10 protein-coding genes and 2 pseudogenes are annotated in these 15276 nt (G+C 72.8%); 6 read left to right on the top strand and 6 right to left on the bottom strand.

The features are described 5' to 3' along the window. The 5 genes from DY240_RS32010 to DY240_RS32890 all read left to right on the top strand — a co-directional run. On the top strand, window positions 1-355 hold a 355-nt coding region (locus DY240_RS32010), incomplete at its 5' end, for a DUF6703 family protein (protein WP_119660621.1). A 97-nt stretch (window positions 356-452) separates the two neighbouring features. Next, window positions 453-1493 carry an iron ABC transporter substrate-binding protein gene (locus tag DY240_RS14780; RefSeq protein ID WP_119660622.1) on the top strand — a complete coding sequence of 347 codons (1041 nt, stop codon included), beginning with the start codon at window positions 453-455 and terminating at the stop codon, window positions 1491-1493. 10 nt (window positions 1494-1503) lie between these two features. Beyond that, a complete protein-coding gene (locus tag DY240_RS14785; RefSeq protein ID WP_119660623.1) occupies window positions 1504-3072 on the top strand; it encodes an ABC transporter permease in 1569 nt (522 codons plus the stop codon). Continuing rightward, window positions 3069-4118, top strand: a complete 1050-nt coding sequence (locus tag DY240_RS14790) for an ABC transporter ATP-binding protein (protein WP_119660624.1) — start codon at window positions 3069-3071, stop codon at window positions 4116-4118. The genes DY240_RS14785 and DY240_RS14790 overlap by 4 nt, the downstream gene beginning before the upstream one ends. A gap of 5 nt (window positions 4119-4123) precedes the next feature. After that, on the top strand, window positions 4124-4276 hold the full coding sequence (locus DY240_RS32890) for a hypothetical protein (protein WP_199701532.1): 153 nt from the start codon (window positions 4124-4126) through the stop codon (window positions 4274-4276). Between the two features lie 116 nt (window positions 4277-4392). Here the strand turns inward: DY240_RS32890 and DY240_RS32895 are convergent, their stop codons facing one another. From DY240_RS32895 to DY240_RS14805, 3 genes are all read right to left on the bottom strand, one after another. After that, window positions 4393-4557, bottom strand: coding sequence for a hypothetical protein (locus tag DY240_RS32895; RefSeq protein WP_199701534.1), 165 nt, complete (start codon window positions 4555-4557; stop codon window positions 4393-4395). Between the two features lie 519 nt (window positions 4558-5076). After that, window positions 5077-5994 carry a S1 family peptidase gene (locus DY240_RS14800; protein WP_119660625.1) on the bottom strand — a complete coding sequence of 306 codons (918 nt, stop codon included), beginning with the start codon at window positions 5992-5994 and terminating at the stop codon, window positions 5077-5079. Between the two features lie 173 nt (window positions 5995-6167). Next, entirely contained in the window at window positions 6168-6614 is a 447-nt protein-coding gene (locus DY240_RS14805) for a hypothetical protein (RefSeq protein WP_199701535.1), read from the bottom strand. A 338-nt stretch (window positions 6615-6952) separates the two neighbouring features. Between DY240_RS14805 and DY240_RS14810 the strand changes: the two genes are divergently transcribed. Beyond that, window positions 6953-7495 (top strand): hypothetical protein, encoded by a 543-nt coding sequence (locus DY240_RS14810; RefSeq protein ID WP_119660627.1) that lies wholly within the window; start codon window positions 6953-6955, stop codon window positions 7493-7495. Here the strand turns inward: DY240_RS14810 and DY240_RS14815 are convergent. From DY240_RS14815 to DY240_RS34115, 3 genes and pseudogenes are all read right to left on the bottom strand, one after another. Next, complete coding sequence (locus tag DY240_RS14815; protein WP_119660628.1) at window positions 7428-10004, bottom strand: AMP-binding protein; 2577 nt, start codon at window positions 10002-10004, stop codon at window positions 7428-7430. The genes DY240_RS14810 and DY240_RS14815 overlap by 68 nt on opposite strands. Before the next feature lie 126 nt (window positions 10005-10130). Continuing rightward, window positions 10131-12229, bottom strand: a pseudogene (locus tag DY240_RS34110) (DUF6351 family protein). 102 nt (window positions 12230-12331) lie between these two features. After that, window positions 12332-15208 (bottom strand): annotated as a pseudogene (locus DY240_RS34115) (golvesin C-terminal-like domain-containing protein); the annotation flags it as partial. Window positions 15209-15276: the final 68 nt, after the last annotated feature.

Raw genomic sequence — 15276 nt, forward strand, 5'->3', positions numbered from 1 at the left:
CGCCGGGTCGCGTGCGCCGCGGTCCGGCGGCAGCCGCCGCCCCGCCCCGGCCGGCCCACCGCCCAGGTCGAGCCTGCGCGCCCGCATCGAGGCGGTCAGCTACCCGGTGCTGGTCAAGCTCACCGCGGCGCCCAAGTGGCTGCTCGGCGTGGTCACGGCCGCGGTGCTGCTCGGCGGCCTGCTGGCCCCGTCGCCCATCGGCCCGGCGCTGCTCGGCCTGGTCGTGCTGTTCCTCGCCTGGCTGCTGGTGCTGGCCTGGCCGCGGTTGTCCGCCGGCCAGCGGCTCAGCCGCGGCTTCATCGTCGTGGCGCTCGGTGGTCTCGTCATCGCCCGCGCCGGCGGCTGGCTGATCTGAACCCGTCACTCCGGTCACCATCCGATCGGTGCCGTTCGCTTAGGTAAGGTTAGGCTATTCTCGCCTCGCCTATCGGAACGCACCCATCGAGGACACCATGACCCGCCGCCGCTCCACGGCCGCGCTCGCCGCCGGCCTCGCCGCCGTCGCGCTCGGCCTCACCGCCTGCTCCGACGACGGTGAGGAGGACCCCGTCGCGTCGGTCTCCGACGACACCCTCGTCGTCTACAACGCACAGCACGAGCAGCTCACCGAGGAGTGGGCCGAGGCGTTCACCGAGGAGACCGGCATCGAGGTCGTCCTGCGCAACGGCAACGACGCCGAGCTGGGCAACCAGCTCGTCCAGGAGGGCGAGGACTCGCGCGCCGACGTCTTCCTCACCGAGAACTCCCCCGCCATGTCGCTGGTCGAGAACGCCGGCCTGCTGACGCCGGTCGACCAGGCCACCCTGGACCAGGTGCCCGAGCAGTACCGGCCGTCGTCGGGCCTGTGGACCGGCATCGCGGCCCGCTCGACGGTCTTCGTCTACAACCCGGACGAGCTGACCGAGGCCGAGCTGCCCGCGTCGATCATGGACCTCGCCGACCCCGCGTGGAAGGGCCGCTGGGGCGCAGCGCCCGGCGGGGCGGACTTCCAGGCCATCGTCTCGGCCATCCTCGAGCTCGAAGGTCCCGACGCGACCAGCCAGTGGCTGGAGGCGATGGAGGAGAACGTCACCGTCTACCAGAACAACATCGCCACGATGAAGGCCGTCAACGCCGGCGAGGTGCCCGGCGGCGTCATCTACCACTACTACTGGTTCCGCGACCAGGACGGCACCCAGGAGAACAGCGGCAACACCGAGTTGCACTTCTTCGGCCACCAGGACCCGGGCGCCTTCGTCAGCGTCTCCGGCGGCGGTGTGCTGGCCTCCAGCGAGAACCAGGACGAGGCGCAGCAGTTCCTGGCGTTCCTCACCGGCACGACCGGCCAGGAGATCCTCGGCACCGGCTACAGCATGGAGTACCCGGTGGCCAGCGGCGTCCCGGCCAATCCGGCACTACCGACGTTGGAGTCCCTGCAGGCGCCCGCCGTCGACCCGTCGACCCTCAACAGCGTCGAGGTCACCGATCTGATGACGGACGCGGGGCTGCTCTAGGGCCGAGATCATGGCCGCCACCGACTCCCTCCAGACGCCGCGACGCGCGGGCGCCGGCTCGGGTCCGCCCCCGCCCGTCACGCTGGTCGCGGTGGCGGTCGCGCTCGCCGTCGTCATGCTGGTGCCGCTCGGCTACGTGGTGTCGGTGGTCGTCGACGTCGGCTGGGGCACGCTGGAGCCGCTGATCTTCCGGCCGCGGGTCGGCGAGCTGCTGGTCAACACCGTCCTGCTGGTGGTACTGGGGGTTCCGGCGACGGTGCTCCTGGGCGTCGGCGGGGCGTGGCTGGTGGAGCGGACGACGCTGCCGGCGCGCCGCTTCTGGGCGGTGGTGCTGGTGGCGCCGCTGGCGATCCCGGCGTTCGTGAGCAGCTACGGCTGGGCCAGCGCGATCCCGTCCATCCACGGGCTCAGCGGCGGGCTGCTGGTGGCCGTGCTGGCGTACTACCCGCTGGTGTACCTGCCGGCGATGGCGGCGATCCGCGGGCTGGACCCGGCGCTGGAGGAGTCGGCCCGGTCGCTCGGCCTGGGCTCGTGGGCGGTGTTCGGGCGGGTCGTGCTGCCGCAGCTGCGGCTGGCGATCCTGGGTGGCGGGCTGATCGTCGCCCTGCACCTGCTGGCGGAGTACGGCGCGTTCGCGTTCATCCGCTTCGACACGTTCACCACGGCGATCGTCGTGCAGTACCAGTCGACGTTTGCCGGCCCGGCGGCCGGCGCGCTGGGCGTCGTGCTCTCGGCGCTGTGCCTGACGCTGCTGGTCGCCGAGGCGGCCGCGCGAGGCCGGGCCCGGTACGCGCGGGTCGGTTCGGGAGCGGTACGGGCGGCGGTGCCGCAGCGCCTGGGGGTGCTGACGGTGCCGGTACTGAGCGCGCTCGCCGCACTGGGCGTCGCCGCCGTCGCCGTCCCGCTCGCGAGTGTGGTGCGGTGGCTGAGCCGCGGCGGCGGCGCCTGGTCGCAGCCGGAGCTGCCGCAGGCGCTGACGCAGACGGTGCTGCTGGCGGCCGGCGGCGCGCTCGCGGCGGTGCTGGTGGCGCTGCCGCTGGCGTGGCTCACGGCGCGGCATCCGGGCCCGCTCGCCCGGCTGCTCGAGGGCACGTCGTACGTCGCTGCGAGCCTGCCGGCGATCATCGTCGCGCTCGCCCTGGTGACGGTGACCCTGAGGGTGTTGCCGGGGCTCTACCAGACGGCGTTCACCGTCGTGCTCGCCTACGTCATGATCTTCCTGCCGCGAGCGCTGGTCCCACTGCGGTCCGGGATCGCGCAGGCGCCGGTCGCCCTGGAGGAGATGGCCCGCTCGCTGGGGCACCCGCCGCTGGTCGCACGGCTGCGGGTCACGCTGCCGCTGCTGGTCCCGTCGATCGCCGCCGGTGCCGCGCTGGTCGGGCTCGGCGCCGCCAACGAGCTGACGGCGACCCTGCTGCTCGCGCCCACCGGTACCCGCACGCTCGCGACGCAGTTCTGGTCGCAGGCGTCGGCGATCGACTACCCCGCCGCGGTGCCGTACGCGCTGCTGCTGATCCTGCTGTCGGTGCCGGCCGTGGCACTCATGTTTCTCCAGTCCCGGAAGTGGGGTGCCCGATGACCACCCTGTCGCTGACCGGCGTCGCCAAGTCCTTCGGCCGGGTCCCGGTGCTGCGGGACGTGTCGCTGACCGTGCCCGCCGGCACCCGGACCGCCGTCGTCGGTGCGTCCGGGAGCGGGAAGAGCACACTGCTGCGGCTGATCGCCGGGTTCGAGCGTCCTGACGACGGCTCGATCGCGCTGGACGAGACGACCTTGACCGCGCCCGGCCGGTTCGTCGCGGCGCACCGCCGCGGTATCGGCTACGTGGCTCAGGACGGCGCGCTGTTCCCGCACCTCACCGTCGAGCAGAACGTCCGGTTCGGGCTGCCGCGCCGCCACCGCGACCCGGCCCGCATCCGCGAGGTGATGGAGCTGGCGTCGCTGGATCCCGCCCTGGCCGGCCGCTACCCGCACCAGCTCTCCGGCGGCCAGCAGCAGCGGGTCGCGCTGGCCCGCGCCCTCGCGCCGCGCCCCGAGGTCATCCTGTTGGACGAGCCGTTCAGCGCCCTCGACACCGGCCTGCGCGAGCAGACCCGGCAGGCGGTCGTCGACGCGCTGGAGGCCAGCGGCGTCACCACCGTGCTGGTCACCCACGACCACGACGAGGCGCTCTCCTTCGGCGGGCAGATCGCCGTGATCGCCGAGGGCCGGCTCGTCCAGTCCGGCGCGCCGTCGGCGGTGTTCGACAACCCCGTCAGCACGGAGATCGCGGCCTTCCTCGGTGCCGCCATCGTGCTGCCCGCGCGGGCCGCCGGCCCCGGCGGCGCCGACTGCGCCCTCGGCCGCGTCGCCGTCCGGCACGACCGCAGCAACGGCAGCGCCGGTGCCCGGCTGCTGATCCGGCCGGCCCAGCTGGGCCTGAGCCCGGCCAACGGCACCCACAACGCCGTCGTCGAGGATGTCCGCCCGCGCGGCTCGCACGCCGAGCTGCTGCTGCGGACCGCGGGCGCCGCACCGGTGCTGATCCCGCTGCGGGTGCCGGCCCACGAGGGGCCCGCGTACCGCGCGGGCATGCAGGTGTCGGTCAGCGTCTCCGGTGGCGGGGTGCTCTACCCGGCAGACTGAGCTCTGTGGTCGACGACGGGTTCGCGGACGCGGTGGAGCATGTGCGGTCGCGCGCCCGTGGTGACGGCCTGCTGGCAGCGGATCTGCGGGTCACGATGCACTTCCGGCGCATCCTGGATCACCTTGCGCGTTTCGGCCGGCAGGAGACGGTGCGGTGACGAACGAGCGGCTCGGTGTCCTGGTCGACGTCCGCCGCGCTGCGCCTGCCGCTGCTCAGCAAGGACGTGATCAAGGAGGCTCACTGCCTGAACCGCGACGCTACGCCACCCAGGCGTCAGTTCACCGAGCACGCGTTGGGAGCCGGTTGGCAGTCTGGGTGCGCTGTCGCGAGTTCCTCGCGGCGATCGACCAGCATCCGCAGCGCTTCCAGTTCCTGATCGAGGGCAAGCACGCGCAGAGCCTTGGCGCGGACCGCGGCAACCGCGACCGAGTTGCGCATCGGTCTTGCGACCATGGCCGGTGTCGATCAATCTGGCTCGAGCGGCGAGCTTGGCAGGCACATCCACCACGCGCCCGCCGCCGGCGAGCAACCGTTGTGCCAGCGACCGGCCCGCCCCGTTGCTGCCAGCCGACGCCGAGATTGCCGACGCTGCGGCGTTGGAGATGCCGATGAATGCGTGGGGTGTGTGTCGTGGTGTGGTGGTCATGGTGGCGGTGTCGTCGTCGCGGTGTCGCGGTCGGCAGGTGCTGCCTTCGCGGCCTGGATGGGTGAGGGATCCGCGCCGTCCTGGCTACCCGGATCCCTCACCCATCTGCGGCCTGCAGCTCGTCGTCATCGGCACCGGCGGGTCGACGGCGACAAGACCGGTGCGCCCGGCCTGGCTGGCACCACACGACTGGGTTCGTCGGCACGGTGAGGGGGCCACGGCCGCGCGTGGCGGTCGGCACGATGCCGGGCTCCATCGCGAACGCCAGCGACCTTCCCACGACACTGCCGTACTCAGGATGCGTACCGCTCTCAGAACTGGGCGAGGAACGCGATGTCGTCAGGCTGGTCCACGCGGTAGCTGCCGCTGGCGTTGCAGTTGTAGTTCATGCCGAAGGACGTGACGGCCACGATGAGGTTCTGCTCGTCGAGCTCCGGGGTGGAGATGTCGAATGTCGGGCCGCCGGAGTCACCGAAGCAGGTGCCTCCGTCGTTGTGCGAGAACTTCACTGCGATGTTCCTGTAGCCGTAGGCGCCGTCGAAGCTGATCAGGCGACGGTCGGCCTTCCTGCGGGTGTCGCCGCCGAAGGAGGACTTTGGACCGCTGTCCTCCAAGCCGTACCCCACCGACTCGAACAGGGCACGCTGCTTGGCGCTCTTCGAGTAGTACCTGTCGAGGTAATCGGCCTCAGGCAGCGTGGCGTACTCGCTGAGGTGGATCGGCTCACTGAGCTGCACAACGCCCAGGTCATGGAGCAGGAAGGCGGAGTCGACGTATTCGGGATGCGTAAAGGTCGACTCCGCTTCGTACCAGGTCCTGCTCCGATCGAGCAGCCTGGACCAGGTGGCGTAGCGTTCGGCGTTCCCGTCCGGGACGAACGTCGCACTGGAGGGGAGCATGGAATAATCGGGGACCTCGGACACCGAGAACCACACGTCCGTCCCGCCCGAAAGGGGATCGACGGTCGCCTCGCCGCCATCGCCGACCGCATACGTGCAGTGGCCCGCGGTGACGACGGTGTCCGCGTCAATCAGCGTGCCTGTGCAGTTGAACCAGGCACCGGGATCCTCGAAGCGAGGGTCCTGAGCGTCAGGGACGTAGAAGAGCAGCTGTCCAACGTAAGGGTGCTCGCCCTCGTCCGGCGCTCCCCCGACAATGGCCGATGCGGGGGCAACGGAAGCGAGGAGGAGGGCACCTGCAGCGGCCGCGCCGACCAGAAGTCTTTTCATGAGTGGAAGATCCTTCCGCGAGAACTGAGGCCTGCACGGTAAGCCCGACGTTCAATCTTCGGCAATGGGTAGCCCCCTGGCTCCTTACTTGCATCGGACCCGAAGGACGGGCTCCCTGCTGCCGCTGCGGGTGGCGGAACGCTGCGCCGAGCGACTCGGCGGCCGCGACACCCTCATGGTGCGGATGATGGTCGTTGAGTCCAGGTGACGCTGCGCCGCCGCCAGTAGGCCAACGCGACGGCGAACAGCAGCGGCCCCCACAGCATGAGCGGGGCGTAGCAGACGAACACGACGGCGCCGTCGAGACTGTCGAGCTGCAGAGGCGAGTCGTCGGGGAGCCGCTCGCCCTGGACGGTCCGGCCGAGCAGGAACGACACGCCGGCCCATCCCCACAAGGCGGTCAGGATCGTCGCTCCGAGCAGGGCCGGCACCAGTGCCACCGCAACCGGGATCCGCCGGCCGCGCAGGACGGGGACCCACCGCGGCCAGACCTCGCCCCACCTCGTGATCAATCCGACACACAGCAGCGCCAGTCCCTCCGACACCAGCGAGAGGACCAGGACGTAGACCTCGAGGGGGAACCACGTCGGCAGGTCTCCGCTGGCTTCATCGGTTGTCATACCGTCCGGCAGAGGGAGGAACACGACGGTGACGATCCGCCAGATGCTCGAGGGCAGTACCACGAGCGGGATCGCCAGCGCTGCGCGGCGAGTCCACACCGACACCCCAGCGACGGGCTCGTGGAGCGACCGCCACCATGACGCGAGAGAGCGGACCGGACGGTCGGGCGAGATCGTGCTCATGCCTCCACCCTCTCGATCATCATCGCAGCGCACATCCCTCCCGAGGGTGACCGGGATGCCCCGCGCGCGGGACGTCGTGCCACCGACGCGCACGCGCGACTCGAGATGAGCCGCCGGGTCTCGTTCGGTGCCTGCGCGGCCGGTAGGTTGGCTCAATGGACGAGGACGAGGAGCTGCTCCAGGAGGCGATCCGCCGGGTCATGACTCGGGAGAATCGCCGCCTGTCCGAGGAGACCACCGACGAACATGGCAACCCGCTCCCGCGCCTCGACCTGGACCACCCGCCGGCGACGACGGACGACCCGCTGCTGCGAGTCGGGTACGCGCTGCTCCCGCACCTGCCCACCGGCTGGCTGACCGCGATCCTGAACGTCGCGGCGGCGGCCGACGACGTCCGGACCTGGGTCATGATCACGAAGCCGGGCGAGGGCCTGTCGCAGTACGAGCACCTGCACTACCTCCCCGACGTCGCCGAGGCGGCCGCGTCGCTGCGGCACGCGACATACGAGCCGGAGCGCGGCGCTTGGTACGGCTTCATACTGCGGCTCAACGCGAACGGCACCCTCGTCCTGCGGGAGGACTACGAGAGTCCGCCGTTCCTGCACTGGGGTCCGCGGGAGGTCGAGCTGGTCAGGCGCGATCAGGTGCTGTACCCGCGACCGCCCGAGCGGCTCCCAGCCTGGCACCCAGCCCGCTGACCAGCGTCGTCGCGCGGGCGGCGAGCCACCAGACGGAGGCACCGGTGGCGAGGGAGGCGGCGACGGCGAGGGCGGGGTGGATGTCGTCGAGATGGGGGTAGACCTGCCAATGGGTCAGGTAGACGTACAGCGAGCTGCTGGCCAGCACGCTCACCATCCGCTGCAGCTGCGCGGGGCAGGGCACGGTGGCCAGCCACAGCAGCAGCGCCACCCCGCCGACGATCGCGATCTCGCGAGCGGAGTTGCCGAAGAACCCGGGCACCGTCGCCGCCAGCACCGCCGTCAGCCCCAGCCGCTGCCACCAGCGCGACGCCCGCGCGGCCGCCCAGCCGAAGGCGAACAGCCAGAACACCGGCATCGTGTGCGGGACCCCGAGGTCGACCACCTCGTACCGGCCCAGCAGCCCGAATCCCAGCAGCACAACCGGGAACGCGAACGGGAACCGCCGCTCCAGCCGGTCCACCGACGGGACGGCGAGCAACGCGGCCATGACGACCAGGATGTAGACGAGCACCTCGACGAACCAGAAGTGCCAGTCCGAGGTCCATGACGGCGGCCCGAGCAGGCCGTTGAGCAGCAGCACGTTCAGCGGACCGTACTGGTTCGTCAGCAGCACCACGCCGCCGATCCAGAGCATGCTGGGGACGGCGATCCGGGCGATGCCGACGGCCTGCCGGCGCAGCCGGGTCGTCCGTTCGGCGGTGGTCAGCCGGAAGCGGGCGAAGTTGAACCCGGCCACCGCCACCAGCACGTGCGCGCCGCCGAGCAGGGTGAACAGCCCGGCATGAGTACCGACGACGCAGACGATGGCCAGTGCCCGCAGCGCGGCGCTGGTCTCCAGGCGCCGCATCCGCCACCGGCCCCCGGCGGCCGGAGCGCGCGCCCCCGCCAGCTCGCGGATGGGCGTGACGTGCCAGTTGGCGGGGACGGCGCCGAGCTCGGCCTCCAGCCGGATCGACACCTCGACGTAGGACAGCGAGTCGCCGCCGAGACCGACGAACGTGCTGTCCAGCGTCGCGTCGGGGCGACCGAGGAGCTCGGCGTAGAGCGCCCGCAGCCGCTCGGGCGTCGCGCCACCCGTGCCGGCCGGCGGAGGCTCCTCCTGAGGAGCGGCGGACACCAGCTCTCTCAGGGCCGGGTAGTCGACCTTCCCGTTGGCCAGCCGCGGGAACTCGGCGACGGCGGTGACGGTGACCGCGCGGGCGGGCAGCCCGAACCGGCCGGCGACCTCCTGGCGGACGGCGGCAACCTCAGCGGAGGCCCCGGGTCCGGACACGGCGACCATCAGCTCGCCGTCGGCGCCGGTGCACCGCACCACGGCACCGGGCCGGCTCAGCGCGGTCTCGAGGTGGTCGAGGTCGACCCGCAGGCCGGCGATCTTCACGAACCGGCTGCGCCGCCCGACGATCTCGTACAGGCCTCCGGCGGTGCGCCGCGCGAGGTCGCCGGTGCGCAGCTCCGTCACCGTCCGCCCGAGCGCCAGGTCGGCCGGCGACGACGCATATCCGAGCATGACGTTCGGCCCGCGATAGACCAGCTCGCCGACACCGGGCGCGGCGGCCTCCGGCGCGGGCTCGAGGTCGAACGAGCCGCCGGGGATCGGCACGCCCACCGTCTCCGGGTGCGCCGCGGCCAGCTCCGGCGGCAGGTACGCCATCCGCGCGGTCGCCTCGGTCTGCCCGTACATGACGACGAAGTCCCATCCGGCCCGCCGCCCCAGCTCCGCGTAGCGACGCACGCGCGCCGGGTCGAGCCGCCCGCCGGCCTGGGTCACATAGCGCAGCCGCGGCAGCCGCATGCCGGCGAAGCCGACCCGGTCGAGCAGGTCGAACGTGTGCGGGACGCCGGCCAGCGTCGTGCCGCCCTCGGACGTCATCAGGTCCCAGAAGCAGGCGTCGGCGACCGACAGATCGGTGAGGACGACCGCCCCGCCCCGGAGGAGGTGCGTGTTCACCACCGACAGCCCGTAGACGTAGTGCATGGGCAGCGTCGTGACCGCGCGGTCGGTGTCGCGGATGCCGAGGTACGCGACGATCGACTCCGCATTGGCCTGCAGATTCCGGTGCGAGAGCCGGGCCAGCTTGGGCGAGCCGGTCGACCCCGACGTCGGCATGAGCAGCGCCAGGTCCGGGTGCAGCTCGTGCGCGGACGTCGGACGGCGCAGGTCCAGCTCGCCGCCGGGCAGCAGGACGGCGTCGGGGTCGTAGGCGGCCGCGACGGTGCCGGCCTGGGCGGGCGGCGCCAGCAGCGCGACGTGTCCGGCCGCCAGCGCCGCCAGGTACGTGACCAGCTGGCCGGGATCGTTGCTGCCGCTGACCAGCACGAGCTTGCGGCCGGAGCCGAGCCGGTCCGCCGTCGCGCCGACCCGCTCGGCCAGCTCGCGGTGAGTCCAGCGGTCGGCACCGGCCATGACGGCGAGCCGGTCGCCGTGGCGGGCGAGGTCGCGCGCGAACGGCACGACACCCGGCGTCGCTGCCGCAGGCGGCGACAGCGGCGAAACCAACGTCATGACTGCTCACGCACCGTTCGCACGGAGCCGTGCCCGAGGCCCGGCGACTGATAAGGTGAGGCTTACCTTAAAGGCCGCGAGCCGGACAGTTCAACAGCAGTGGCGCAAGGCAGTGCCGGTGCACCGTCAGAACCGCAGCCAGGTTCCCGCCAGCGGCTGCTGCTCCACCCCGGGCACGGAGTAGTCGCAGACACCGCCGGCGAACACCGTCGTGAGCCGGTCCCACTGCGCGTCGGTCCAGGCGACGGCGTAGTCGGAGCGCCGCGGCTCGCGCAGCCGGCACTTGACGACGTCGGCGGCGACGGACTCGCGGCCACCTCGCGCGGGAACGACGCCGTCGGGTACAGCCGTTCGCACGTGCTGGCGGGGTCGCGGGTCAGCCGCTCGGCGACGAAGATCGGCTCGGCGTCGCGCGTCATGCAGCCCTCGACCAACCCATCCGGACGGGCGGCCGCCACCGCCTCGACGTCGCGAGCTCCCGGTGCGCCGGCCAGCGTCCGCAGCCAGGTGTCCATGCTCGCGACGGCGTGCCGCAGCAGCGGGCTGTCCGTGCTGAACCCGGAGTAGCGCATGTCCTCGACCAGTCCGACGAGGTTCGCCGACGTGCCGTTGGCCTTCTCCAGCCGCTCGCGCATCGAGAACGAGTGGTACCGCAGGTGCAGCTCGCCGGCCGGGTTGTCGTCGCGGTAGGTGCGGTAGTCGATGATCGGAGTCGTCGCCAGTCCCCCGCCGCCGCTGGTCAGCCGGCCGGTGCGGTAGGCGGCCCTGATGGCCTCCACATCGCCGGTGGTCCGCGACGGCACCAGGTTGGCGTCGTCGTCGAAGCCGCCCACGTGCTCGTTGAGATCGAGGAACTGGTCGGCGCTGATGGCGCCCTCGTTCAGCGCGACCAGACCGTACTGGATGCCGACGTTGTCCATCGGGCGCCGGGCGAAGCCCGTCTCGAGGTCGCGGCCGTAGACGTTGACGGCGTGGTCGTAGACGCCGCACCGGACCCCGCGCGGGTTGGTCACCGGGTCGTAGCGCTGTGCGGCGGGCACCATCGCGCAGTAGGAGCGCGGGTCGATCCGGCGGGCCCCCTCGGCGACGGCGGCCGCGGTGGCGTCCGTCGCGAACCCGGTGACGGCGAGCCGCTGTGCCTCCGTCCACGACGCGCCGCGCCCGCCGAAGTAGGCGTCCAGCAGCCACGCGTCCGTGATCATGTTCACCGTCGCGAAGCCCACGTCCGGGAACGAGCAGCCGACGATGATGCCGTCGAGGATGCCCGGGTAGTTGTCGGCGATCTGGTACGCCTGGTACGAGCCGCCGGAGCAGCCGAAGCCGATGACATGGTCGACCGGGCCGTAGCGCTCGACGAACGTCTCCTTCACCATCGACGCGGTCTCGGCGGCGGTCAGGTCGTTGCAGTTCGAGCCGAACACGTTGAGCGACGACGACATCAACCCGTACCCCTGACCCAGCAGGTAGGGGTCGACGACGCCGCCGGTGTTGCGGCCCTGCCGGTACCAGCCGTTCGTGCAGCCGCCGCCGAACGTGAACACCGTCGCGCCGTTCCACGCCGGCGGCGGAGCGGACGGACCGGGCTCGGCGTCGGCGAGGGGGTCGTGCAGCACGGTGGTCTGGTACACGGCGCGGTTGACGGTGCCGGTCTCCATCCGCACGACGAACGGCACCTGCGCACCGTCGCTGGTGGTCGTGGTGACCAGGTCCGCCGGGTATCCGGTGGCCCCGGCCGGCCACGGCGCGAACGTGTCGCCCGTCGTGCGGTAGAAGTAGTCGACGCGGTCGGCGATCGAGCAGTCCTCGTCCAGCGGCGCGCCGAGCGTGCCGCCGATGACCGGCACCGTGAACTGCGCGGTCTCGCAGCGGAACGGCTGCTGGTGCGGGCCGGAGAAGACCGGCCCCTCGATCGGGTGGCCGGTCAGCCGGGCGGCCGTGCGCGACGCCGCCGTCCCGGCCTGTGCGGCCAGGACGTTGGCGCCGGTGTGCAACCCCGTGACCAGGCCGGTCAGCGTGCGACCGGACTGGTCGGGCGTGAGCGAGGCGGTGACGTCGACGTCGTTGACCGTGACCGCGACGGCGTCGAGCGGGACGTCGTCGTCGGTCACCGACACCCGCACCAGGGCGTCGCCGCCGGTCACCGCGTCGGCCCGGCTCGACAGCACGCTCAGCGCGAGCGTGCCGTCGCCCGCGTCGTCGCCCGCCTCCGCGGTCGTGGCGGTCACCGGGGCCGAGGCGGGACCGGCCAGCGCGGGCCGGCCGGGGTCGGGCTCGGTGAAGGCGTAGACCCGGAACTCGTAGGCCGTCGACGGCGCCAGCCCGGTCACGTCGAGTGATGTCGTGTCGGCCCCGACCCGGCCGGCCAGCTCCCACAGCTCCGTGCCGGCGACCCGCCGCTCGACGTCGTAGCCGTCGGCGCCGTCGACGGAGGCCCAGCCGACCCGCACGGTCGACGGCGACGTGGCCGTGGCGGTGACGCCGGTCGCCGCTCCGGGCACCGGGTCCCGCGTGACCATCACCGCGTCGGCGATGACGAATCCGTCGGCGGCGTTGGACAGCTCCACCCGGCCGGCCGCGCCCGCCTCGAACCGGTACGCCCCGAGGTCCACCCACACCCCCGGCCGCGCGTCGCCGACGACCCGGGCCTGGCCGCGCTGGTCGACGCGCACCGTGGTCGCCCCGTCGGCGTGGTGGACGGTGAACGGCGCGTCGGAGGCGCGGTTGGCGTGCGCGACCGCCCACGCGAGCACGTGGTACTCCCCCGTCACCGGGACGTCGACCTGCCAGCTCACCGACCGGTCGCCGGAGCCGGCCGGCGCCGACCGGTAGCTGACGCCGAAGTACGGGTGCCCGGCCTGGCCGGTCGCCCGGCTCCACGTGCCGGTCATCCGGAAGGCGCCGACCGAGTCGTCGTCGACCACGACGTCGCGGTGCACCTCGTCGGAGGGGCGCTCCGCGGCGATCAGCGTGAGCTCGTCGGGCGCGATCGTCGTGCCGCCGAGCCGGCCCGGCTCCAGCAGGGTGAACCGGATCCGGTGCAGCCCGCGGGCGAGATCGACGGCGCCGTGCTGGTAGGTCTGGTAGGCGTCGCCGCTGTCCAGGCTCGGGTCGAGCACGCCGTCGGGCAGCACCTGGCCGTCGATGCTCACCTCGATCCGGCCGGCGTCCTGGCCCCGGGCGTACCGAACGGCGACCTCGAACGCGCCCTCGCCCCGGGCGAGCCGGAACGGCAGCTCCAGGTAGTCGCCGGGACCGGTCGCGGCGTAGGTCAGCGCGGCGCCACCGCGGGCGTTCGCGTCGGCGACGGCGGCCGGCCGCGGCCAGGGCACCCGCTCGCGGACGGTCTCGTCCAGCGGCAGGTGGACGACGGGGTCCGCCGCGGCCGGCGCCGAACGGGAGGCCGCCAGCGCCGCCACCTCGTCGGCCGTCAGCGCGCGGTCGTAGAGCCGGACCTCGTCGACGCCGCCGGTCAGCCGGTTCGCGCCGTCCGGCCGCTGCCCGACGTGGATACCTTCGCGGGCGCTGAACGCGAGGTCGCCGGTCGGGGACGCCGCCTGCGCGACCCGCGCGCCGTCGACGTACAGCTCGATCGCGCCGCCGCCGCGGGTCAGGGCGACGTGGTGCCACTGCCCGTCGGCGTAGGCGCCGGGCGCGGTCAGTGTCGCGGTGGCCAGGCCGGTGTCGACGAGCGCCTGGATGCGGTCACTGCCCGGCTCGGCGCGCAGCCACCACTGCGGCGTGGCCGAGCCCCAGCCGTAGGCCCAGAGGATCGCCTGGGTGTCGGGCCGGTCCGTGCGGAACCAGGCCGACGCGGTGAACGTGTCGCCGGCGGCCCGGACGGCGTCGGTCGCGGGGATCTCCAGGTGGTCGTCGCCGTCGAGGACGAACCCGCCGTCGCCGGGGACCGGCGCGCCGCCGACCACGGCGTCGTTGCCGCCGGCGACGTCGGGGCTGACGGTCTGCGTGGCCGGCGTCGTGGCAGGCGGCCGGACGACGGCACCCGCGGCGTCGCCCAGTTCGACCGCGTGCTCGGTGATGCCGGTCCCGTCGCCGGTGTCGCGTCCGTTCGTCAGCCAGGCGAGGTCGAAGCGGGCCATCACCAGCCGCGCCGGCGAGCCGAGGATCTCGCCGTCGCGGCCGTAGAACAGCAGGATCGTGCCGTCGGACAGCGTCGCCATGTCCGAGTAGTAGGACGGCCCGGGGTTGACGATCGTGTCGTAGCGGTACGTGGCGCCGTCGTCGTAGCTGACCGAGACGGTGAGGTTCTCGCGGCGGGCGGAGTCCGGCCGCGAGTGCAGCAGCCGGCCGACGCCGTCGGGGCCCTCGAACCGCAGGAAGCCGGCGTCGACGGCGTTGTAGCGGCCGGTGACCGGCTCGTGCACCGGCTCGGACCACGTCTGCCCGCCGTCGGTGCTGACGGCGCTGATCCGCAGCCGGTGCCCGCCCGCCGCCGACCGCCCGTTGACGACGAGCGCGCCGTCGCCGCGCTCGTAGACGCGGCTCTCGTTGATCGGGTAGTTGACGTCGACGGGGACCGGCTCGCCCGCGTGCCAGGTGGCGCCGTGGTCGTCGCTGTAGATCATCGAGACGCCGTAGAGCCGCTCGGGCGTCGTGTGGCCGACCACCTCGCGGCGGTGCAGCACCTGCAGGACCAGCCGGCCGTCCTCCAACTGCAGGCCGTGACCGGGTCCGGGGCCGTGCAACGTCCAGCCGTAGGGGTTGCCGGCGAACAGCTCGTCCAGTTCCACCGGCGCGGACCACGTGAGGCCGTCGTCGGTGCTGCGGCTCAGGTAGATCTCCTGGCGGTCGCCGGAGCAGCCGGTGTTGGCGGGATCGAGGATCGAGAGGCCGAAGAACAGGAAGATCTCACCGGTGTCGCGGTCGACGACCGGCGTCGGGTTGCCCCAGGACTGCCCGTCGACGGACGGGACGACGATGCGGCTCGGTTCCCAGCTGTCGCCGCCGTCGGTGCTGCGCCGCAGCACGATGTCGCGCGGCCCGGCGTCGCAGACCTCGTGCCGGCCCTCGGTGAACGCGAGGATCGTGTCCGACGGCGTCACCGCCAGGCCCTGCACGTGGTAGCTCTCGTGCGGCCCCTCGGCGGAGTCCCACAGCACGGTCTCGTCGAATTCCCCCGGCCGGTCGGTGGTCGCGGCCGGTGTCGGCCCGGCGGTCGCCGCCGGCGCCAGTCCCAGGGTCACCATCACGGCCAACGCCGCCGTCACCCGCCATGCTCGCCACGTCCGCCGTCGCACGCCGCCTCCTTAATACG

Origin of the sequence: Jiangella rhizosphaerae (assembly GCF_003579925.1) — a bacterium.
Taxonomy (GTDB): Bacteria; Actinomycetota; Actinomycetes; order Jiangellales; family Jiangellaceae; genus Jiangella; species Jiangella rhizosphaerae.